This is a genomic window from Bradyrhizobium sp. Ghvi, assembly GCF_900115265.1.
Taxonomy (GTDB): Bacteria; Pseudomonadota; Alphaproteobacteria; order Rhizobiales; family Xanthobacteraceae; genus Bradyrhizobium.
The window spans coordinates 228,520-249,541 of the sequence record NZ_FOVU01000004.1 but is presented as its reverse complement, the minus strand read 5'-3'; the positions used below and the strand labels follow the sequence as shown (position 1 = coordinate 249,541).

Annotated in this window: 25 protein-coding genes; 13 read left to right on the top strand and 12 right to left on the bottom strand. The window is 63.0% G+C overall.

Features of this window, described 5'->3' with window-relative positions:
• Positions 1-6 precede the first annotated feature (6 nt).
• From BM374_RS37910 to BM374_RS16590, 3 genes are read right to left on the bottom strand one after another with little or no spacing between them, the layout of a single operon-like run.
• A complete protein-coding gene (locus tag BM374_RS37910) occupies positions 7-435 on the bottom strand; it encodes a VOC family protein (RefSeq protein WP_143270200.1) in 429 nt (142 codons plus the stop codon).
• 25 nt (positions 436-460) lie between these two features.
• The gene (locus tag BM374_RS16595; protein WP_092293989.1) at positions 461-943 is read right to left on the bottom strand and encodes a DUF5680 domain-containing protein; all 483 of its coding nucleotides are present in this window, start codon (positions 941-943) and stop codon (positions 461-463) included.
• Positions 944-946: 3 nt separating this feature from the next.
• Complete coding sequence (locus BM374_RS16590; RefSeq protein ID WP_092293987.1) at positions 947-2,098, bottom strand: zinc-binding dehydrogenase; 1,152 nt, start codon at positions 2,096-2,098, stop codon at positions 947-949.
• Positions 2,099-2,365: 267 nt separating this feature from the next.
• Between BM374_RS16590 and BM374_RS16585 the strand changes: the two genes are divergently transcribed.
• The 4 genes from BM374_RS16585 to BM374_RS16570 all read left to right on the top strand — a co-directional run bounded on the left by BM374_RS16585 (position 2,366) and on the right by BM374_RS16570 (position 6,583).
• Positions 2,366-3,307: a pyridoxal-phosphate dependent enzyme gene (locus tag BM374_RS16585; protein WP_177248358.1), complete on the top strand. Its 942-nt coding sequence runs from the start codon at positions 2,366-2,368 to the stop codon at positions 3,305-3,307.
• A 325-nt stretch (positions 3,308-3,632) separates the two neighbouring features.
• Entirely contained in the window at positions 3,633-4,874 is a 1,242-nt protein-coding gene (locus tag BM374_RS16580; RefSeq protein ID WP_283807083.1) for an MFS transporter, read from the top strand.
• Between the two features lie 140 nt (positions 4,875-5,014).
• Positions 5,015-5,626, top strand: a complete 612-nt coding sequence (locus tag BM374_RS16575) for a PilZ domain-containing protein (RefSeq protein ID WP_092293981.1) — start codon at positions 5,015-5,017, stop codon at positions 5,624-5,626.
• Positions 5,627-5,956: 330 nt separating this feature from the next.
• On the top strand, positions 5,957-6,583 hold the full coding sequence (locus tag BM374_RS16570) for a transglutaminase-like cysteine peptidase (protein ID WP_177248357.1): 627 nt from the start codon (positions 5,957-5,959) through the stop codon (positions 6,581-6,583).
• Positions 6,584-7,049: 466 nt separating this feature from the next.
• Here BM374_RS16570 and BM374_RS16560 read toward each other — a convergent pair whose 3' ends face one another.
• Entirely contained in the window at positions 7,050-7,757 is a 708-nt protein-coding gene (locus BM374_RS16560; RefSeq protein ID WP_092293975.1) for a GntR family transcriptional regulator, read from the bottom strand.
• A gap of 262 nt (positions 7,758-8,019) precedes the next feature.
• Between BM374_RS16560 and BM374_RS16555 the strand changes: the two genes are divergently transcribed.
• The 6 genes from BM374_RS16555 (at position 8,020) to BM374_RS16530 (ending at position 13,654) form a co-directional block, all read left to right on the top strand.
• Positions 8,020-9,006: an ABC transporter ATP-binding protein gene (locus tag BM374_RS16555; protein ID WP_092293973.1), complete on the top strand. Its 987-nt coding sequence runs from the start codon at positions 8,020-8,022 to the stop codon at positions 9,004-9,006.
• Between the two features lie 43 nt (positions 9,007-9,049).
• Entirely contained in the window at positions 9,050-10,339 is a 1,290-nt protein-coding gene (locus tag BM374_RS16550; protein ID WP_092293970.1) for an ABC transporter substrate-binding protein, read from the top strand.
• Positions 10,339-11,298: an ABC transporter permease gene (locus BM374_RS16545; RefSeq protein ID WP_092293968.1), complete on the top strand. Its 960-nt coding sequence runs from the start codon at positions 10,339-10,341 to the stop codon at positions 11,296-11,298. Before BM374_RS16550 ends, BM374_RS16545 begins: the two co-directional genes overlap by 1 nt.
• A 3-nt stretch (positions 11,299-11,301) precedes the next feature.
• Positions 11,302-12,180 (top strand): ABC transporter permease, encoded by an 879-nt coding sequence (locus BM374_RS16540; protein ID WP_092293966.1) that lies wholly within the window; start codon positions 11,302-11,304, stop codon positions 12,178-12,180.
• Positions 12,181-12,185: 5 nt separating this feature from the next.
• Positions 12,186-12,917 (top strand): aspartate/glutamate racemase family protein, encoded by a 732-nt coding sequence (locus tag BM374_RS16535; protein WP_092293964.1) that lies wholly within the window; start codon positions 12,186-12,188, stop codon positions 12,915-12,917.
• A gap of 242 nt (positions 12,918-13,159) precedes the next feature.
• On the top strand, positions 13,160-13,654 hold the full coding sequence (locus BM374_RS16530; protein WP_092293962.1) for a hypothetical protein: 495 nt from the start codon (positions 13,160-13,162) through the stop codon (positions 13,652-13,654).
• 218 nt (positions 13,655-13,872) lie between these two features.
• On the opposite strand, the gene BM374_RS16525 is transcribed toward BM374_RS16530, so the two are convergent.
• Together BM374_RS16525 and BM374_RS16520 are read right to left on the bottom strand one after the other, a co-directional pair.
• On the bottom strand, positions 13,873-14,241 hold the full coding sequence (locus BM374_RS16525; RefSeq protein WP_092293960.1) for a hypothetical protein: 369 nt from the start codon (positions 14,239-14,241) through the stop codon (positions 13,873-13,875).
• 101 nt (positions 14,242-14,342) lie between these two features.
• Entirely contained in the window at positions 14,343-14,648 is a 306-nt protein-coding gene (locus BM374_RS16520; RefSeq protein ID WP_092293958.1) for a hypothetical protein, read from the bottom strand.
• A gap of 79 nt (positions 14,649-14,727) precedes the next feature.
• Here BM374_RS16520 and BM374_RS16515 point away from each other — a divergent pair, with 79 nt between their 5' ends.
• A complete protein-coding gene (locus BM374_RS16515; RefSeq protein ID WP_092293956.1) occupies positions 14,728-14,925 on the top strand; it encodes a hypothetical protein in 198 nt (65 codons plus the stop codon).
• A 29-nt stretch (positions 14,926-14,954) separates the two neighbouring features.
• Here the strand turns inward: BM374_RS16515 and BM374_RS16510 are convergent, their stop codons facing one another.
• The 3 genes from BM374_RS16510 to BM374_RS16500 all read right to left on the bottom strand — a co-directional run bounded on the left by BM374_RS16510 (position 14,955) and on the right by BM374_RS16500 (position 17,717).
• The gene (locus BM374_RS16510) at positions 14,955-16,649 is read right to left on the bottom strand and encodes a PAS-domain containing protein (protein WP_092293954.1); all 1,695 of its coding nucleotides are present in this window, start codon (positions 16,647-16,649) and stop codon (positions 14,955-14,957) included.
• A 130-nt stretch (positions 16,650-16,779) separates the two neighbouring features.
• Complete coding sequence (locus BM374_RS16505) at positions 16,780-17,310, bottom strand: gamma carbonic anhydrase family protein (protein ID WP_092293951.1); 531 nt, start codon at positions 17,308-17,310, stop codon at positions 16,780-16,782.
• A gap of 77 nt (positions 17,311-17,387) precedes the next feature.
• Positions 17,388-17,717: a DUF6949 family protein gene (locus BM374_RS16500; protein WP_092293949.1), complete on the bottom strand. Its 330-nt coding sequence runs from the start codon at positions 17,715-17,717 to the stop codon at positions 17,388-17,390.
• A gap of 223 nt (positions 17,718-17,940) precedes the next feature.
• On the opposite strand from BM374_RS16500, the gene BM374_RS16495 reads away from it, so the two are divergent.
• Positions 17,941-18,660, top strand: coding sequence for a hypothetical protein (locus BM374_RS16495; protein WP_092294942.1), 720 nt, complete (start codon positions 17,941-17,943; stop codon positions 18,658-18,660).
• Between the two features lie 2 nt (positions 18,661-18,662).
• On the opposite strand, the gene BM374_RS37905 is transcribed toward BM374_RS16495, so the two are convergent.
• Positions 18,663-18,971: a hypothetical protein gene (locus tag BM374_RS37905; RefSeq protein ID WP_143270199.1), complete on the bottom strand. Its 309-nt coding sequence runs from the start codon at positions 18,969-18,971 to the stop codon at positions 18,663-18,665.
• A 102-nt stretch (positions 18,972-19,073) separates the two neighbouring features.
• Between BM374_RS37905 and BM374_RS16490 the strand changes: the two genes are divergently transcribed.
• The gene (locus tag BM374_RS16490; protein WP_092293947.1) at positions 19,074-19,469 is read left to right on the top strand and encodes a PaaI family thioesterase; all 396 of its coding nucleotides are present in this window, start codon (positions 19,074-19,076) and stop codon (positions 19,467-19,469) included.
• 23 nt (positions 19,470-19,492) lie between these two features.
• Here BM374_RS16490 and BM374_RS16485 read toward each other — a convergent pair whose 3' ends face one another.
• Both BM374_RS16485 and BM374_RS16480 read right to left on the bottom strand, forming a co-directional pair.
• Positions 19,493-20,698 carry an FAD-binding domain gene (locus BM374_RS16485; RefSeq protein WP_092294940.1) on the bottom strand — a complete coding sequence of 402 codons (1,206 nt, stop codon included), beginning with the start codon at positions 20,696-20,698 and terminating at the stop codon, positions 19,493-19,495.
• A gap of 91 nt (positions 20,699-20,789) precedes the next feature.
• Entirely contained in the window at positions 20,790-21,008 is a 219-nt protein-coding gene (locus BM374_RS16480; protein ID WP_007602550.1) for a DUF3126 family protein, read from the bottom strand.
• Between the last annotated feature and the right edge of the window lie 14 nt (positions 21,009-21,022).

Sequence of the window (21,022 nt, the reverse complement as noted above, 5' to 3'; positions counted from 1 at the left end):
CCGCCCTCATATCTCGGCATAAACCTCCAGAAGATTGCCGTCGGGATCCCTGAAGAACAAAGTCCGATGCCCGAACGGCTGGTTTGTCGGCGGCGACAACAGCGCCACGCCCTGCCGTATCAGTTCGTCGGCGCAGGCATCGACCTCGGCTGCGGAGACCCTGAAGGCAAGTTGCAGCGTTGCGCTGCCCACCGGTATCGGCGCATCGGCCGCTGTCCGGCTTGGTCGCGCCAGCGCAAGCGTGTTGCTGCCTATCCCGTATTCGATCCAGTTCGGCGACAGTTCGCGCAGCAGCGGAAACGCCAGCACGTCCTCGTAGAAGCGCCGCATCGAGCCCATGTCGCGGACGAAGACGACGGTGTAGTCGATCGCGCGGATCGCGCTGAAGGGGGAGCCGGTGCGCGGGCTGGCTTCTGCTCTTTGTTCGTTTGTCATTTCACCTTCATTCCAGATGCCGGACTTAATGCAACAAGCCGCCGCTATAGCGCAGCTCATAAAGCGGTGTGCCATCATGCTGCGCGATCGTCTCAACACCATGAAAACGATCGAGTGCACCCTCACTCTCATTGCGATAGATCATGGCCGCCTGCTCGAACAGGCGCGGTCCCCGAAAGGGCTTATCGATGGGGATTGCCAGCAGCGCCTGCCGCAGGAATTTGTAAGTTGCGAGAAGAGTGTCCCGATCCGCGATGTCCGCGCGAACACCGCCGCTGTAGCTCATCGACCAGATGACTCGGTCATCCCGCGACACGCTCTCCTGGCCGACGAAGAAGCCCATCCCGAAATAGATATCGCGATAGGCGTAAGGCGGCGCGCGATGCTCGAGCTGCTTGGAGCCGGCGAGCAACGGCGTGGCCACGGTCGCACCGTCGTCGAGGCCCGCATAGGTGCGCCGCTTGGCCTCGACCAGAAATGCCGCGAGATCGTGAGTAATGGACGGCATCGCCTAGTTCACCAATTCCGGCCACGGCACGATCGTCGATTTCACCGTCTTCATCGCCATCGCGTCCTTCACCGCCTGCGCAACGCCCGCTTCCGTGAACGGATAGATCGTCTGCATCTTCAGCCAGGGATATTTGTTCGCCGTGCGGTAGAGCATGTCAACGCCGAGCGGCAGATCGTTGCCGGTGAAGCCCCAGGATCCCAGCACGTTGAGATCCTTGGTGCAGATGCGATGCCAGGAGGTGTCGATCGAACCGGCGTCGGTGAACTGCCCCATCTCGACATAGGTGCCGCCATCGCGCAGCATCTCGATGCCTTCGGGGCCGGCGGTCGGATGGCCTGAGCAGTCCATCACGAGATCGGCCCCGAAACCGCCGACGATCGCACGGACCCGCGCGATACGCTCCTGCGGCGATTTCAGCTCTTCGATGTTCACGGACGCCTCCGCACCGAACTCGCGCGCAAGCTTGAGGCGCGGCTCCTCCGGCGCACCGACGCAGATCACGCGCCCTGCCCCCATCTCTCTCGCCGCCGCGACCGCCAAAATGCCGATCGGGCCAGAGCCCTGGATCACGACCGTATCGCCCCAGCTGAAACCACCGGCCCGCGCGGCGCGGTTGAAGGCGCGGATGCACGAGGTCAGCGGCTCCGACAGCGCACCCAGCCGCAGCGACATGTCATCGGGCAATTTGTAGATCTTGGTGCCCGGCAGCATGTCGAGATCGACATAGACATATTCGGCCCAGCCGCCCCACATGTGCGGCGCCATGTCGAAGCCGAGATAGCGGCCGTAATAAACAGGCGTCAGGCATTTGTTGGCCACTAGCGGATAATGGACGCAGTAATAGCAGCGGCCGCAGGGCATCAGCGGCGGGATCATCACTTTCGATCCGACCTCGAGCGGCTTGCTCATGAAGTCTTCGGTGAATTCGTCGCCGCATTCGACGATGACGCCGCCGAGCTCATGCCCGAGCGTGAACGGCCAGGGCAGCGGCTTCGGCCAGTGACCTTTCAGGATATGCAAATCGGTCCCGCAGACGCCGCACGCGCCGATCTTGATCAGCGCACCTTTGCGACCGACCTTCGGCCAGGGCACGGTGCGGATGACGGGCTCCGAGCCTGGTCCTGCGTGGGTGCAGACGCGGATCTGGTCCATGGCTGTTTCCTCGGGGCTCGTTTGTTTTGAGGTGTTCTGCGAACCGGAGCAAAGCGTATGTGAGATGCGAGGCCGTGCCAAGATGCGATCGTTGGAGGCGGTTCGTGCTCCGCATGACGAGCCGGTCTATGACGGCAAGCAGCGTCACACCGCGGCGGAGCTTTGGCGTTCACAGGATGGGTCGGACCGTCACAAGAGCTGATTGGACACGAGTCGTGGTGCGCTTCATAGTGGTTGTGCTCACCTGCCATGATACCGGAACGAGAAATGGTCAATCGCCTCTTCACCCCGTCCGCAGACGACATCGCATTCACGACCGCCAGAGTGATCGCGACACAGATGCGGTCCTCTTCTGCGTTAGACGCTCGGATCGGGCGAACGATCTACGTCAAAGATGAAACCGTTCAACACGGAGGATCGTTCAAGTTTCGGGGCGCGATCCTTGGCGTGAGAAATGCAGCGCGGGGTGTGGTGGCAGCGGGAGCTGGCAACTTTCCTATTGCAGTCGGCCTGGCTGCTCGCGCGCTCAGGAAACCAGCATGCCTGATCATCCCCCACGATGTGCCGGACTTCAAGAGAGCGCAGGTGGAAGAGACCGGAGCCGAGATAAGAGTGATTGCGCGCTCGGATCTAGCGGCACACGCTCGATTGGAAGCTCAGAATCGAGGCTGGAGCAATTTGCACGCTTTCGAGAATACGGAGATGATCGCGGGGAGTTACACGTTGGGCCTGGAGATCGTGGCCGCCATCCAGGAAAAAAGCGCGGGCTCCGATGCGGTCGTCGTGGCCTGCGGCGGCGGCGGGTTGGCGGCAGGCGTCACGCTTGCCCTGCGATCTCGAACGATCGATGTCGCCATCTACATCGTCGAGCCGCAAACGCACCGGCGCTATGCAAAGGCCCGTGAAAGCGGGATGCCCGTCAGGATCAGTCCTTCTGGAGAAACAATCTGCGATGCGCTGCAATCGCGGCAGATCGGAACATTCGCATTCCAGGTGCTCGAAACGTCAAACGTCCAGGTTTGCGCCGTCGACGACGGTTGGGTGAGGAAGGCAAGCGGACTTCTGCGAGAGATGTATGGCATTCGGGCCGAGCCCAGCGGCGCCCTCGCGATGGCAGCAGTCCTGGCAGGAGCAGTTGGCCAAGCCAGCGATCGGATATGGGTCATTGCCTGCGGGGGCAACGTGCAGTTCCCCGATGATGAAGGCTGACAAGTTTGCATAAACGAGGCGATATGCGAGGAAACGTGCCTCGGGATGCTGCTTCCGCTCCATCCGGGCTAAGGCGCCGACCACAAACTCCAACGTCATCCTGAGGTGCTCCCCTTGCGATGCATCAGCATCGCAAGGGGAGCCTCGAAGGATGGGCCACAGGCGCGCTTGCAGTTCATCCTTCGAGGCGCGCAAGAGCGCGCACCTCAGGATGACGGCGGAGTATGTTGCGACATTGCATGGCTGCTGTTCAGGCACGCCCAAATATCTTGAGCCGCCCGCAGCGAACGTGTAAGGCCGCAAACGTCCCATCTCTGGTGCCCGCTTGAATCCCCTCCCCCAAAATCCCGCCGTCGCGTCCGGATCGTTCGCGGCGATGAAGTCCGTGCCCTATCGGCTTCAGTTCATCGCCTATGTGCTGGCGATGATGGCCGACAATATCGAGCATGTGATCAGCTATTGGGTGGTGTTTCAGAAATTCCACTCGCCGACGCTGGGCGGCTTTGCCGTACTGTCGCACTGGCTGCCGTTCCTGCTGTTCTCGGTCGCGGCCGGCGGCCTCGCCGACCGGTTCGATCCGCGTCGCATCATCCAATGTGGCATGCTGCTGTTCATCACGGCCTCGGCGGGATGGGGCTTCTTCTTCATCACCGACAGCATCCAGATGTGGCACGCGATGCTGCTGCTGGTGATCCACGGCTGCGCCGGCGTGCTGTGGCAGACGCCGAACCAGCTGCTGCTCTACGACCTCGTCGGTCCTGCCGATCTTCCAAGCGCCGTCCGCCTGAACGCGATGGCGCGCTATCTCGGCATTCTGGTCGGACCTGCGGTCGGCGGCCTGATCATGCTGACGCTCGGCACCTCGCACGGCATCATCTTCAACACGCTGTTCTATCTGCCGATGCTGCTCTGGCTGTTCTGGGCGCCCGTCCGCGACAAGAGTCTCGCCGTGCGACGCTTCGCGGTGCGCGGCTTTGCCGACATCCTGCTGACCATTGGCGCCATCGGCACCCAGCCGGTGCTGACGGCCATGACCTGGCTCGCCGGCCTCACCTCCTTGATGATCGGCAATGCCTATCACGCGCAGATGCCGGGCTTTGCCGGCGATCTCGGCCATGGCGATCCCGGTGTGTCCTACAGCGTTCTGCTTGCGGCCGACGCCGCCGGCGCGCTGCTTGCCGGTATCGCGCTGGAATCCTGGGGACGTCTCAAAGGCACGCCGCGCACCGCGATCACGCTCGCGATGCTCTGGAGCGTCGCGCTGCTGGGCTTCGCATCCGTGCGGATCTATCCGGTCGCGATCGTGCTGCTGTTCTGTGCCGGCTTCTTCGAATTGTCGTTCAACACCATGGCGCAGGCGCTGGTGCAGCTTAACGCGCCGTCCGACATCCGCGGCCGCGTCGTCGGCCTCTATAATATGGCCGGCCTCGGCATGCGGGCGTTCAGCGGCATCACCGTCGGCGTCCTCGGGGCGGCCATCGGCATCCACTGGTCGCTGGGGCTGTCGGCTGTAGTGCTGCTGGCACTGCTTTGCCTACTTTATGGGCGCGCAACCAGGAAAGCTTAGGGGCGGCCCGGCCGCCGATGTGGCTTTTTGAACGCATTGTGCCGGTACGTATTTGCTGCGCCAAATCATAACGCAACATTAACCCTATACACCTTAGGGTCGTGTCGGACTCCGCCCGGGCGGGGGGTCGGGTACTGAAAATGGCGTTGGCGAACAAAAAATTTCTTCCGGCCACCGAGGAACGTCGGCGTTTCCAGCGGGTGAAGGTGCACCTGCTCGGCCGCTACATGCTGCCGGACCGCCGTGAATTCCCCTGCCAGGTGATCAACATGTCGCCGGGCGGGCTCGCGCTGCTGGCGCCCGGCATCGGCAATGTCGGCGACCGCGTGGTCGCCTATCTCGACCATATCGGCCGGGTCGAGGGCAAGATCACCCGGATCATCGACAACGGCTTCGCGATGACGGTCGGGGCAACGCCGCGCAAGCGCGACAAGCTCGCGGCCCAGCTGACCTGGCTCGCCAACCGCGACATCCTCAATCTGCCGGAGGACCGCCGCCACGACCGTATCGTGCCGCGCAACCCGATCGCGGTGCTGACGCTCGAGGACGGCACCAAGATGACTTGCCGCATCATCGACCTCTCGCTATCGGGCGCCGCCATCGCCGCCGAGAACCGTCCGCCGTTGAAATCGATCGTTTTGCTCGGCCGGATCCAGGGCCGCGTGGTCCGAAACCTCGAAGACGGCTTCGCGCTCGAGTTCATGCACGAGCAGCCGATCGAGACACTCGAAGAGAGCGTTACCGCGCGGTAAAGCGAAAGCGCGCCAGAACCCCTGATATTCCAGCCTCAAAGGCGGCCTCCGCGACGCGGATGCCGCCTTTTTCGCGTCCGGCTGCGGCCTGGAAGCGGGTTAACGCAGGACCTTTCCAGCGCGCAAATGTCAGTTCCGCCAGCGTTCCCGCGTTAATCCCTACAATTTGAATCAATTGCAGTAGTCTCGAATTTTATTCGTATTTTGTTCAAGTATAGATCGAATTTGCCTCGCCTTTTACTTGCATTCGTCTTGAGTTGACTTGGTTGACTTAGCGGCAACTCAAAAGCTCCGTGCGACATGTGGTCCAACAAAAAAACGGGGGCCGCAATGTTGGACTTCAGGGGACAGGGGAAGGCACTGGCACTTGTTGCCATGCTCTTCGGGATCAGCGCAGCAGCGCAGGCCGGTGAAAGCCGTCTGCTCTACGCGAGCCTCGGCGATACCACGCGTGCGCCGATCGGCTGGGTCGAGTTTTGCGCGGAGAATGCCGCTCAGTGTCAGGGCGGACCGTCGCAGCCGCGCGACATCGTGATGTCGCAGACGGCGTGGCGCGACCTCGTCAAGGTCAATCGCTGGGTCAACGAGACGATCAAGCCTTTGACCGACCAGGAGCACTGGGGCGTGATCGAGAAATGGTCGCTGCCGACCGACGGCTATGGTGACTGTGAAGACTACGTGCTGTTGAAGCGCAAGATGCTGATGGATGCCGGTTGGCCGCGCGAGGCCCTGCTCATCACCGTGGTGCGCGACAAGAAGGGCGAAGGCCACGCGGTGCTCACGGTGAAGACCGACAAGGGCGAGTTCGTTCTCGACAATCAAAACGAGAGCGTCGTTGCCTGGACGGAGACCGGCTACCGCTTCGTCAAGCGCCAGTCGCAGAGCGATCCCAACGTCTGGGTCTCGCTCGGCGACACCAAGCCGGCGGTCTCCACCGCCAGCGCCAGAGATCAGTAGTTACGAGAGGACGAGTTACGCGACCCGGTCACATCCCCACCCCTCCCCGTCCCAGACCGGTTCGCGCGCGCCCAGCCATCCCCCAATGGCTGGGCGCAACCATTTTGAAGTATCGCGTCTCGGGCGCCGTGCAGGAAATGCCACAAGGTTGATTAGGAACCTTCATCGCGCTCGCGATTGATCCGGCATGAGACAACCATCACCCGGGATGCGCAGGGCATTACGTCAAGCCCAACTGTACGGCCACTTGCTCGTCCGAAATGACAGGCTGTATTACCCGGGAGGCAATCATCCCATCTGCTCGGTACAGCTTGCGCGGGAGATGGTCAGATCAGGATGGATGACGCAGCGAGACGGCGACTACGCCATTACCCCGGACGGGCAGCTCGCCGCTGAAGGCGAAATCAGTCACTGAGGCGAGACCGAGTCTCCGACTGCGATGTCCGGGCGCTTGCGATCCAGACGATCACGCGCCCAGCACATCCGCGAGCCGCAGCTCGTCGGCGGCCGGATCCTTCAGAAAGAGCTCGGCTTCGATCTCGTTCAGATGCGACAGCATCTGCGCGCGCGCGGCTTCTCTGTCGCGCTTGCGGATTGCGGTCACGATCTCGGCGTGATGATCGGTGCCGCAGGCGGGCGTGTCGTGACGGCGATAGAGCAGGATGATCAGAGAGGAGCGCGCGATCAGCTCCTTGAGGAATCCGAGATAGATGCTGTGCCCGCTCATCTCGGCCACGAGCCGGTGAAACTCGCCGGAAAGCCGGACCGAAGCGCGCGCATCGCCACGTAGCTCGGCCTCGCGCTCTTCCGTGAGATGCTGCTGCAGTCGCTCGATCCAGGCCGGCGAGACAGCATCGACAGCGTGATCGACGATGGTGGGCTCGATCAGCCGCCGAGCCTCGAACACCTCGCGGGCGTCGGCCGGTGTCGGGCGGGCGACGAAGGCGCCGCGATTCTTCTCGATGTTGACGATGCCCTCATGCGCGAGCTGTTGCAGGGCGGTCCGGACCAGCGTGCGGCTGGCGCCATAGATCTCCCCGATCTCATCCTCGCCGAGCTTGATGCCTGGCAGCAGGCGATGCTCGAGGATCGCCGCGGTCACGCCCTCCCTGATCCGGCTGACACGATCGCTCACATCGGGCGCATCGGATTTCGGGCGGGACCTGGCGGCCATAAGTTCGAAGGGCTGGTTTGAGGGCGCGATCGGCGTCGGTCTCGAATGTTAATCGACGACCTGTATCCAATCACAGGCGAAACTTTATACAATCTACGCCCATTTCGTGTGCACACGCCGGTCGGCCCGTGCGCCGCACAAGCGGCTGGATTCGATCTAACGATCTGACTCCGCTGCATAGTTTGTGGAATCTTGCTGTCAAAAGGTCGATTGGCACGGACCTTGCGGAGAGAGGCACAGCATCGCCTTCCTCGGACACGCCATGGCCTATCCTGCTGCCCTCGAACTGGTCGCCGTCACCAAGCGCTATGACACGACGCTGGCGGTCGACAACGTCAACCTGAAGATCCCCGCCGGCACCTATTGCTGTCTGCTCGGCCCGTCCGGCTGCGGCAAAACCTCGACCTTGCGCATGATCGCCGGCCATGAGGCGGTCAGCGAGGGCGACATCATCCTCGGCGCGCAGAACGTCACAGATCTCGAGCCAGCCAAGCGCGGCACGGCGATGATGTTCCAGTCCTACGCGCTGTTTCCGCACCTCTCCGTGCTCGACAATGTTGCGTTTGCCCTGAAAATGCGCGGCGTCGACCGCGCTGTCAGGCACAAGCGCGCCGGCGAGCTGCTGGAGCTGGTCGCAATGACCCCCTACGCCGCACGGCTTCCGGCGCAGCTCTCCGGCGGCCAGCAGCAGCGTGTCGCCCTCGCGCGCGCACTGATAACCGAGCCGCAGATCCTTCTGCTCGACGAACCGCTGTCGGCGCTCGATCCGTTCCTGCGGGTGAAGATGCGGGGCGAATTGAAGCGGCTGCAGCGCGAGCTGGGCATCAGCTTCATCCAGGTCACACACGGCCAGGAAGAGGCGATGGCGCTCGCCGACCACATCGTGGTGATGAACCAGGGCAGGATCGAGCAACAGGGTACAGCCCGCGACATCTTTCATCATCCCCGCACCGAATTCGTGGCGCGCTTCATCGGCGGCCACAACGTGCTCAGCGACGCCGGCAATCTCATCGCCGTGCGCGCCGATCAGCTCGGCATCGTGCCGTTCACTGACGGCGCGTTCGGCGCGCCGGCGCTGCTGACCCAGACCGAGTACCAGGGCTCCTATGTCGCCGTCTCGCTCACGCTCGAGGACGGCACCGCCTTGTTCTCCCACGTTCCCGAAGCCACGTTCGACGTTCACCCGTTCCGTGCGGGCGATCGCGTGCTGGCAACCTGGGATCCCGCCAAGGCGCAACGCCTGCAATAGCGCCGTCATCACAGAAAATGCGCAACACAGAGGAGTGACTGGAATGACCAAGACGACCAAGACTTCAGGCGTCAGCCGCCGCACGCTATTGAAGGGCACCGCGGGTCTGGCGGGCCTCGCCGCCGGCTCCGGCGCCATCACCGGCTTTCCTTATGTGATGTCGGCCGAACCGAAGGTGCTGCGCTATCTCGGCACTGCCGTGAACGAGGGCGACGACATCTCCAAGCAGTGCCTGAAGGACACCGGCATCAAGATCGAATACATCACCGCGACCACCGACGACGTCACCAAGCGCGTGATGACCCAGCCGAACTCGTTCGACGTGCTGGATACCGAATATTTCTCGCTGAAGAAGCTGGTGCCGTCGGGCAACATCCTCGCCCTCGACGCCAAGAAGATCAAAGAGTTCGACAACATCACGCCCGTCTTCACCAAGGGCCAGACGCCCGGGGGCAAGAAGATCGGCGGCCAGGGCACCGCGCCGTGGAAAGTGCTCTATCTCGAGGGCAAGGATTCCAAGAAGTTCGCGACGTCGGCGACCGAGTTCGTCACGCTGATCCCGACCGTCTACAACGCCGACACGCTCGGCATCCGCCCCGACCTGATCAAGCGCCCGATCAATTCGTGGTCCGAGTTGCTCAACCCCGAATTCAAGGGCAAGGCCTCGATCCTCAACATCCCCTCGATCGGCATCATGGACGCCGCGATGGTCGTGGAAGCCACCGGCAAGTACAAATATGCCGACAAGGGCAACATGACCAAGGAAGAGATCGATCTCACCATGAAGGTGATGACGGAGGCAAAGAAAGCCGGCCAGTTCCGCGCATTCTGGAAGGACTTCAACGAGAGCGTCAACCTGATGGCCTCGGGCGAGACCGTGATCCAGTCGATGTGGTCGCCGGCAGTGACGAAGGTGCGCTCGATGGGCATCGCCTGCACCTTCCAGCCGCTGAAGGAAGGCTATCGTTCCTGGGCCTCGGGCTTCTGCGTTTCCAAAGGCGTGTCGGGTCCGAAGCTCGACTGGGCCTATGAGTTCGTCAACTGGTTCCTGTCCGGTTATGCCGGCGCTTACCTCAACCGCCAGGGCTACTACTCGGCCGTGCTGTCGACCGCGAAGGCCAATATGGAGCCCTACGAGTGGGCCTATTGGATGGAAGGCAAGCCAGCCGAAAAGGACATCAAGGCGCCCGACGGCTCGCTGCTGGAGAAGGCCGGCGCCGTGCGTGACGGCGGCTCCTACGAAGACCGCATGGGCGCGGTCGCGTGCTGGAACGCCGTGATGGACGAGAACGACTACATGGTCCGCAAGTGGAACGAGTTCATCGCCGCGTGATGGATACCTCGGAAGACATCTTGCAACAGGCATCCCCGGACCTCGTCCGGGGATCGGACACGGCGCGCCCTGCGAAAGCGGCGCGCCTGTCGCCCTCCTTCGTCTCCTGGCTACAGGCCGGGCCGATGATGCTGGTCTTTCTCGCCTTCTTTCTCATTCCGCTCGTCTTCGTCGTCATCGTTTCGTTCTGGGACTACAACGAATACCAGTTGCTACCGGCCTTCTCCGGCCGCGGCTACACCGACACGTTCGAAGGCTGCATCGCGCAGCTTCCCGATCTCTGTACCATTGCCAAGACTTATCTGAAGACGCTCAAGCTGTGCTTCCTGGTCTGGGCCATCACGCTCTTCATCGGCTTCTGGGTCGCCTATTTCCTTGCCTTCCACGTCAAGTCCAAGACCTGGCAGATGGGACTGTCGCTGCTCTGCACGATTCCGTTCTGGACTTCCAACGTCATCCGCATGATCGCCTGGATCCCGCTACTCGGACGCAATGGTCTGGTGAACTCCGGCCTGATGAAGACGGGCCTGATCAGCCAGCCGTTGGAATGGCTGCTGTTCTCCGAATTCTCGGTGGTGCTGGCGCTGGTCCACCTCTTCACCTTCTTCATGGTCGTGCCGATCTTCAATTCGATGATCCGCATCGACAAGTCGCTGATCGAGGCGGCCTACGACGCCGGCGCCACCGGCCTCCAGACTCTGGTCAACGTCATCGTTCCGCTGGCAAAACCCGGCATCGTGATCGGCTCGATCTTCGTCATCACCATCGTGATGGGCGACTTCATCACCATCGGCGTGATGGGCGGCCAGCAGATCGCCGCCGCCGGCAAGATCATCGAGACGCGGGTGAACGCGCTGCAATTCCCGGCCGCGGCCGCGAATGCGGTGATCCTGCTCGTCATCACATTCCTGATCATCACCATGATGTCGCGCATCGTCGACATCAAGAAGGAGCTGTAGGCGATGAAGGAAGGACGCCCGCGCAGCTTTTATGTGCTCGCGATCTTCTTCGCGGCCTATGTGCTGTTTCTCTATGGCCCGATGATCGCGATCTACGTGCTGTCGTTCCAGGGGCCGCAGGGCGGCCTCACCTTCCCGATGAACGGCGTCTCGACCTACTGGCTGGCAAAACTGTTCCAGGGCACCGGCATCATCGATCTCGGCGCATCCTTCCGCCGCTCGCTGCTACTCGGCGTCATAGTCATGGCCGTCACCGTCGTGCTGTCGGTCGCCGCCGGCATGGCCTTCCGCAGGAAGTTCAGGGCGCAGAGCATCCTGTTCTACTCGGCAATCGCCAGCCTCATCGTCCCCTCGATCATCACCTCGCTCGGGATCTCGCTTGAATTCCGCATCATCGACGACCTGATCAAGGCGCACTGGAACGAGAATTTCGAAACCTCGATGGGGCTGCTCACGTCAGGTCTCGGCGCACATCTGACCTGGACGCTGCCGTTCGGCCTGCTGATCATGTTCGCGATCTTCAATCGCTTTGACCCCAGGCTGGAGGAAGCCGCCCGCGATCTCGGTGCGACGCCGTGGCAGGCCTTTCGCCATGTCGTGCTGCCGATCATCCTGCCCTCGGTGATCGGCATCGGCCTGTTCGGCTTCACCCTATCCTGGGACGAGCTCGCGCGCTCCAGCCAGGCGATCGGCGCGGTGAACACATTACCGCTCGATCTCCAGGGCCTCACCACGACCGTGACGAACCCTGACATCTATGCGCTCGGGACCATCATCTCCGCTGTCTCATTCGCGGTGATCACGCTTGCGCTCGGTACCATCCACATGCTCAACAAGCGGCAGGCGGCCAAGGGCTCGGACGCCGGCAAGGGACTCGTCTGATCACGATGCGACTTCACGTCGTCAATCCCAACACGACGGCCTCGATGACGGCGAAGATCGCCACGGCGGCGCGCGCCATCGCGCGGCCCGACACGGTGATCGATGCGCGCCAGCCCACGATGGGACCGGTCTCGATCGAAGGATTCTACGACGAGGCGTTCGCGGTCCCCGGCATGCTCGGCTGCATTCGTGAAGCCGACCGCGACGGCGCGGATGCCCACGTCATCGCCTGTTTCGACGATACCGGCCTCGACGCTGCACGTGCCGTGGCGAAGGTGCCGGTGATCGGCATCGGCGAAGCGGGCTTTCACATGGCGAGCCTGGTCGCAGCGCGGTTTGCGGTGGTGACGACGCTCGGTGTCTCCATCGTACCGATCGAGCATAACCTGCGGAAGTATGGCCTCGTCGACCGCTGCGCCCGCGTCCGCGCCGCCGAGGTCCCCGTGCTCGCGCTCGAGGAGCGCAACGCAGAGGCCCTTGGAAAGATCTCCACGGAAATCGCGGCCGCGATCCGCGACGACCGCGCCGAGGCCATCGTGCTCGGCTGCGCCGGCATGGCCGATCTTGCCGCCGAGCTCGCGGACAAGCATTGTCTGCCCGTCGTCGACGGCGTCGCGGCTGCGGTGACGCTCGCGGAAGGTCTGGTGCGGCTGGGCTTAACGACATCCCGGCTCGGCCCCTACGCGGTGCCGCGGACCAAGACCTATTCCGGTCCGTTTGCACCGTTTCAGCCGTAGGCCTGCGATCCGCGCTGGGCGGATCTCGAGCGTACCGCGATACTCTCCGCTCAAGCCGAGTTCGGCGCGGCTGTGGGAACTGTCGCCTTGGTTCAGCTCAGCTTTTCTCCCCGGCGGCCACCTTTTTGTCCCATTTGTTGCTGAACTGTAACGCTTTCGGGACGCCCCGGCCGCCTTGTTCCTTCGTTCTTGTGCTGCCGCTCTTCGCCACGCACCAAGTTTCAATTTGGGTCTTGTCAGCGATGATCGATCTCGCAGAGGACACACCGTCCAATCCCCTCCTCCGCCTCGGTGCCCAGCCGATCGCGCTGACGGCTGCGGCGCTGCTCCTGCTGATCGCGGGCGTCACCTCGATCGCGATCTGGCGCGCTTATACCGGCGCTATGCCGGAAACCGATCGGGTGGTGGCCTCACGGCAGCTTCAGGCCCGCGCCGCGCAGGCCTCCGAGCAGCTCGTGGAGAAGACGAAGGGGCTGGAGGCGACCCAGCAGGAATCGATCGATCAGCTTCAGGTCGTGCAGGACCAGCTTTTGACCATGAAACGGCTGCTCGCCTCGCAGCAGGCCGACACCAAGCGCCTGTCGGAGCAGGTCGCCAATCTGAACGAATCCATCGATGGGTTGCGGCAATCCTTTGCCTCCGCCCGCGCCACAGAGGCCGAGACACCCGCGGTTACCTCTAGGAAACCGGCGCGTCACCGCGTCCATGCCAGCGCCCGCAAACGCTCTCGCGGCTGATTGGATCCAGGGCCACCGGCTTTTATTTTCGCCAGATGTGAAATGGATCACATTCGCCCGTGTGATTCCGCGCGATGTTCGCCCATACCGGATGGCGTGAGCCGATTTCAATATCCGGGGCTGGCAAGGTCGTTGACGGTATACTGCGTCAACGGCCTTGTTTTTTAATGCCTCGGTATTTGGATGCCGCGCGCCGGGCACCCTATTGTCCGCAGCCGCTATTCACAGACCTGAGCGCGGCGGACACGCCAGCCCCATCGAGTCACCACGCGCTGGCGCACGGGATAGCACTGCGCACCATAGTCCTCGTAGCCGAGGCCGTAATAATAGGGGTCGCCGTAGTAAGGATAGCCGTAGCCATACGCGCCGTAATAGCCAGCGCCTGCAATGCCGACACCAATTGCGACGCCTGGCCAGAAACCGCCGCCGTGCCAGCCATGGCCCCAGCCGCCATGACCCCAGCCATGGAAGCCGCCGCCATGGAAGCCGCCGCCATGTCCGAAACCGCCTCGCGCCTGCGCCGCCTGGGGCGCTGCGAGACCGACCGCTGCAACGGTCAGTGCGGCCATCATCATCTTGCGTAACATCAACTCACCCCCGGCGTGGAAACGTCCACGATTCAAACAGGACCAAGCTAATGTCGTGCGCGCATTGAAGATAGGCGGGCAGACTCACTTCCGCGCGAGCGTCAGCAGCCGCGGCAGATGCTCTTCATCTTCTTGTCGAGCAGCCGGTTCTCGGCGTTCACCGTGGCGTCGGCGCCGGGGTTGGTACCGGCAGCGCCGGTGGTGACACCCGGCGCCCTATTGGCGCCGGAGGATTGCGCCGTGCCCAGGCTGTTGGTGCCAGGCGGCGGCGCCGGCGCATTGGCCACACCCGCAGCTGATCCAGTCGACCCGGCACCGCCTTGCGCGAAGGACATCGCCGGCATCGCGGCAAGACTGAAGACGACGATCAACGTCTTGATTGAAGTGCTTGCGGAAAACTTGCTCATCGGAATTCTCCTCGACCCATCAACGGCCGCGGCAAAGACGGGTTCCGGAACAAATCCCTTTCCATCAGCTTGAGATTCTATGGCGCGCCAGAAGCAGAAGGGCGAGAGCACGATGATGGATCGCGATCCGTTTGCAGAGGGCGAACGCGCAGCGCGCGAAAACATTCCAGCCGAAGCCAACCCGTATCCGAGCGGCAGCGACGAGCACGCGCTTTGGGCAGCCGGCCACGAGAAAGTCGCGGGCACAAGCGAGGCGCGGGAATCGGAAGGAAGCTGATGCTCCCCCAAGGTGGCGCGAGCCGGCCGTTACGCGGCGGCACCCATCTCCTTGTCGAGATCCTCGACCATGGTCACGAATATGTGCGAATCCTCTCGGGCTCCGCCGATCTGGAGGCGCCGCCACGATACCCGGCGCCGACCGCGGATGGGATTGTTGATCGTATCGGTGACGGGCTCGAGTTGCTGCTGCTGGGCTAGCAGCTGCCTGTCGCGCTGTTCGATCAGATCGGCGGTTTCCTTGGGAAACAGTTCGCGCGCGGTCTTGCCGACGATTTCGGCGCGCGACATGCCAATCTGCTTTTCAGCAGCCTTGTTGATGAACAGATAACGCAGGTTGCGCGCATCCTTGGCGATGATGCCTTCGGTCACGTTCTCGATGATGGTGGCGAGGAAACGCTCCATCCGCTCGAGCATTCGCTCGCGCTGACGTTGCTCGGTGACGTCCTCCTGCACCGAGACCCAGCCGCCGCCGTCCATCGGCCGTTCGTAGATCTTGATGGTGCGGCCGTCATTCAAGTTGATCTCATAGGACGTCGGCTCACGCTTGGCGATCCGTTCGAGCACAGCTCCGACGTATTTCGTGACGTCACCGCTGAACAATCCGCTCTTGACCCGGTGCTGAAGGATCTCCTCCAGCGTGGATCCGGCCTGGATCGTCTCGGGCAGATTGTAGATCCGCCGGTAGTTGCCATTCATCGCGACGACATCGGCCTTGCCGTCGAGCATGATCAGGCCCTGCGGCATGCTGTTGATTGCGGCCGAGAGCTGCCATTTCTTGGCCTGGTACTTGTCGTTGAACTTGTCTCGCTCCGCCATGGCGGCATCGCGCTGCTTGGTGATATCGAATTCAAGCTGCTCCAGCTCGAAGATCTGCGCGACCGCGTCGCGGAAATTCTGCACAGCGCGCGCCAGCCGGCCGATCTCGTCGTAGCGGGCGAGATGCGGCACCTGGCTCCTAATGTCGCCCGTCGTGATGCGATCTGTCGCTTGCGCAATATCGGAGAGAGGGTCCAACACCGATCCGCGCATCACGACGACATTGAGCGCGCCGAGCAGCAGCGCGGCGAGTCCGAGCATGAACAGGTAGGCGGCGGCGTAGCGGTTCTCGTCAGCGAGCTGATCCGCCTGACGGGCGCGCTCCCCATAGATGCGTTCGAGCGCCTCGACATCGCTGTTGAGCTTCCTGCGCAGGGTTCGGTTGGCATTACTGTCGCCCCATTCCCGCGCCGCGGCAGGACTGATCTCGAGGCCGCGCCGCACCACTTCCTGACGGAAATCGATGAACTGCGCGATGCGCTGGCGGAAAGTGGAGAATAGTTCGCCGTCGTCGTCACCGACGGTCCGCTCCATCGCCTTCACCGCCTCGGCGAGTTCGCCGTTGCGCCGTACCAGCCCGTCGGCGAACTGCTTCACGGCGCGACGATCGGCGGACATGTAGATGCCGCGCGACTCCATCACGATCGCGTAGATCAGCGCGTTGATGCGCCCGGCGCCGATCGCGGCCTCTGCGGAGGTTGCGTACATGTGACGATAGGTCGTCTGCAACCGGACCGTCTGGATCGACATCACGAGCAGAAAGGTGGTGACGATCGCGAGAAAGCCCGCGATGCTGTAGACCTTCTCCGCAACGCTCAGCGTGTCGGTGCCGCGCAAAAAGCGGACAAGTTTCTTCAAAAAGTTGGTTCCGGTGGCGAAGCCGGATCCCAGCGCCGTAGCTCCCATGGCGCCGCTCCTTCTGGTTGAGAACGCTCCATGGTAGGCACCGCCGCGCTAGCGGAGGATTAAATTACCAGCTGGTATTTTTACGGTTCGGAACCGTGCCGCGCGGGCGGGACGCCAGCGGCGGAGGGCCTCAGCCGATCCGCTTCAGGCCCTTCTTGAAGCGCGGACCATTGGCGACGTAAAACCTCGCCGCGCTCCCCATCCGCTGCACCTGTGCGTCGTCGAGCGTGCGGATCACGCGCGCCGGCGAGCCGATGATCAGCGAGCGTTCGGCAAACTCCTTGCCCTCGGTGATGACGGAGCCGGCGCCGACGATGCTGTTGCGGCCGATCCTTGCGCCGTTCATCACGATCGAGCCCATGCCGATCAGCGCGCCCTCCTCGATGGTGCAGCCGTGCAGGATCACATTGTGGCCGACGGTGCAATCCTTCCCGATCACGAGCGGGAAGCCGAGATCGGTATGGCAGGTCGAGCCGTCCTGCACGTTGGCGCCCTCGCCGATCTCGATCCACTCATTGTCGCCACGCAGCACCGCGCCGAACCAGACGCTGGCGCCCGGCTTCAGGCGCACGCGGCCGATCACGGTCGCGGTCTCCGCGATGAAATAGTTGCCGTCAGAGGGAAGATCGGGCGCCTGTCCGTCGAGCTCGTAGATCGCCATGGAGGTCTCCTGTCGCCTTAAGCCATAGCGAAACGACGGCGCGGAGGCAAAGGGCCGCCGCGCAGCCCTGGAAAGCGTCAGCCCAGAACGCCGGTCGCGCGCAGCGTCATCAGGAAGAAGGTGCCGCTCATCATGCTCCAGAAGCCGGCGATGACGGTCGCCATCATCACGAATTCGAGCCGGCGGGTTTCCAGCCGCATGCCCCGCAGCGTGTTCCGCATGATGATGAAGGGCGCCGCGAACACCAGGAACGGCACCGCCGCAAACGTCCGGGGAGCGATGCCCTCCTGCAACAGCCCGAAGCCGGCGGGCCGCTGCGAGAGCGCCTGGTATCCATTTGCGAGCGCGCCCGCGAGCGCGAAACCGATGCAGATCGAGAAGAAAGTATTGAGAGCTTCAGGTGTCATCGGAACAGTCCGCCCTTAACGCAACGCGAGGTCGTTTCCTGTGACAAATAGCGCCGGTTAACGCCACATTATCCTTAAGGGAAGGTTAACGATCCCGCCCGTCCCGCGCAGAGCCCCTCCCGTTCCCCTTCACCGGGAACCCTCCGCGAATTCGCCGCCACATGGCATATTCGCCGGTGATTCGTCGGCCACCGGCCGACTTCCGGTCATCTTGCGCGACGTCATGACGGTGTTTTCGGCAACCTCTCCCCGGTCTTCCAGCACAGGCGCAAAGACGCGCCCAGGTGCGCATATCGTCCCGCTCGCGCTCACCGGCATCTTCGCGGCGAGCGCGATCGCACTGGTCGCCTATCTGCTGTGGCCGACCTGGAGCACGGGCGGTGCCGACACGCCGGACAAGCTGCCCGTGAGCGTCGGCGGCACGCTGTTCAACCTGCCGCTTCAGGCGATCCGGATGAAGATCCAGCGGCACTCCGGACCGCAGGAGCGCGTCGATCTCGATTTCCTCTATCCCTCGCTGGAGCCGCCGAGCGGGCCGAGGCACGTCACCGCCGATACCGTCGACACGGCCATGCAGCCGATCGACCGCATCTTCCTCTCGATCGCGGCGCATCACGATGCGCTCTCGCCCGAGCAGCGGATGATGACGATCTATCCGCGCTATCTCGACCAGGCCGCCACGACGCCCGACGACGGCTTGACGATGCGCACCTTCCGCAGCGACACGCCCTATGGCAGCGAGGATCTGTACTCCGCGGCTAACCCCGCATTGACCGCGCGCTGCACGCGCGATGGATCGACGCCCGGCATGTGCCTGTCCGAGCGCCGCGTCGGCGCCGCCGACCTCACCTTCCGCTTTCCGCGCAGCTGGCTGTCGCAATGGCGCGATGTCGCGGAGGCGATGGACAGGCTGACGTCGCAGCTGCGAGGGCCGCACGGCTGAGATCAGCTGCGGCAAAAATCGAAAAACAACCCCATGCACAGTAGCCAAGGCTCTGTCGCGACTTCTGATTTTCCATATTTCGCATTTTTAGAATAAAAACTTGCTCCGTCGGGCAAAACAGGTGCAGGATGACATCCTGGGACGACCGATGTGAACGACGGCCGCGCCAGCGGTCCCCAAAACGCAAATTGAAGGGCGGCGATTGTCTTCGACAGACCCGACTGTTCGGTCAGAGGAGCAATTTCAAAAGACTCTGCGTGCATGGCGAGGCAATGATCTTGGGGTAGGCCATCCCAGATGTGCGCGTTCACGCGTCCTACTCACAGATTGTTTCCGATGGCATCCGCGCCGGCAGGCCTTGCGCCGGACCGACTGGTTGATACCCTTGCCGCCGAACAAAAGTCGGGGGCGATATGAGCGAGGTGACAGCAGATCTTCCTCCCGGCGCCCAGTTGCTCCGACGCGAATGGCTCGGCTTTGACGAGAGCGGGCAAGCGCTGATCCGCTTCCAGGCTTTGCCCGCCTTCACAAACAGGCATGGGACGATCCAGGGCGGCTTTCTGGCAGCAATGCTGGACTCCGCGACCGGGATCTGCGCGCTCGCAAGACTCTCGCCCGGCCTCACCGTGGTCACGAGGAGCCTCGACACGCGTTTCCTGAAACCTGCGGCGGTGGGACCGATCACAGCGCGGGCGCGTGTGATCGAGCAGACGGAGCGCGACATGGTCATGCGGGCCGAGCTCGTCGACGTGCAGGAGCTTACGGTCGCCGAGGCTACCGCGCAGCTGCGAATTCTTGCGAAGCGATAGAAACCTGGAGGCCGCCCGCCAGCTCAGGTGCTCGCCGTGTCGCACCCGTCCCAGCGATAGTCCGGCAGGTCCAGCCTGTCCGTGATGTCACGACCGACCATGAGTTTTGCTGCGCCCGGCCATGAGAAGGCCCTGACGACCTGATTTCGAAACCAAAGACCATACGAGGTCCTCGGCGCGAAGGCCGCGGCAAAGCGCTCCGCGCCGCGCTGCTTGGCGTCGATATAGCTCCGAAGGCGCGCCTCGTAGGCGTTGAAGGCGTCCCGGTAGCGCCCGGCAGCACGGGCGAGTTCACCCGCAAGCACATAGGCTGAGATCATGGCCAACGCCGAGCCCTGCCCGGCCACCAGCGACACGCAGAAGGCCGCATCGCCAATCAGGGCGATGCGGCCCTTTGACCAACGGTCCATCTTGATCTGGCTGACGCGGTCGAAATAGAGATCGTCGCAGCAATCGAGCGCATCGGCGATCTGTGGCCACTCCCATCGCGCGCCGCGATAGATGTCGCGCAGCCTTGACTTCTGATCGGCTAGCGTTGCGGGCCATCGGCCGGCGTCGTCGGCGAAGATGAAAACGAACAGCGTTCGGCCGCCATGCAGGGCAAAGCGTCCGATCATGCGGCCCGGCTCGGTGTGCATGAGATACGTATTCTCATCGCGCCGGTCGTAACCGTGAACCTCGAACGCGGCGACACCGTAGCCGAGATGACGTTCGAAAGCCGATTGCGGACCGAAAGCAAGACGCCGCACCTGTGAATGCAGGCCGTCGGCCCCGACCACGAGATCGAAGCAGCGCGCTCCACCACGCCGCAAGTGAACCTCGACGTGCTCGGTCTGCTCCTCGAGCGCGACGATCTCGTCGTCGAAGATGACTTCGGTGGAATCGCTCATTGCCTCGTAAAGCAGGCGCGACAGATCGCTCCGCACCAGCGTGATGAAACGGCTGCCCGTGAGCTCGTCGAACACGCGCGTGCCGAAACCGGCAACCCGCCGTCCGTCATCGTCGACGATGCGCAGTTCGCGCACATGGTAGCCGGCACGGTCAATCGCCGGCAGCAGCCCCATGCGTTCGGCGATGTCGTAACCCAGTCCCCAGAAATCGATGACATAGCCGCCGCGACGGAGCGCGGGCGCGCGCTCGACCAGCGTCGGCGCGTAACCGGCGCGCTCGAGCCAATAGGCCAAGGTCGGCCCTGCGATCCCCGCCCCGGAGATCAGCACAGTCTTCATGATCGGGATATGGGAGTCGCGGCGATCGATTGCACCGCCGCTCAATCACAAAAGGATGACGTCGGGAGTTCCGCGTCATCGAGTCAGCGAACTATTCCTGATCGACCAGATCGTCCTCGAGGATCGCCATCTGGAACTGGAACGAGCGATCATCATCCTCGTCGTCGACGAACAGCACGCCGATGAACTCCTCGCCGATATAGACCTCGGCGGAATCGTCCTTCTTCGGCCGCGGCACGACGCGGATCTTGGGATTGCCGAATACGCGCTTCAGGTACGCGTCGAGCTTTCTGACTTCTTTGACGTCCACGGCAAGTCTCCGAT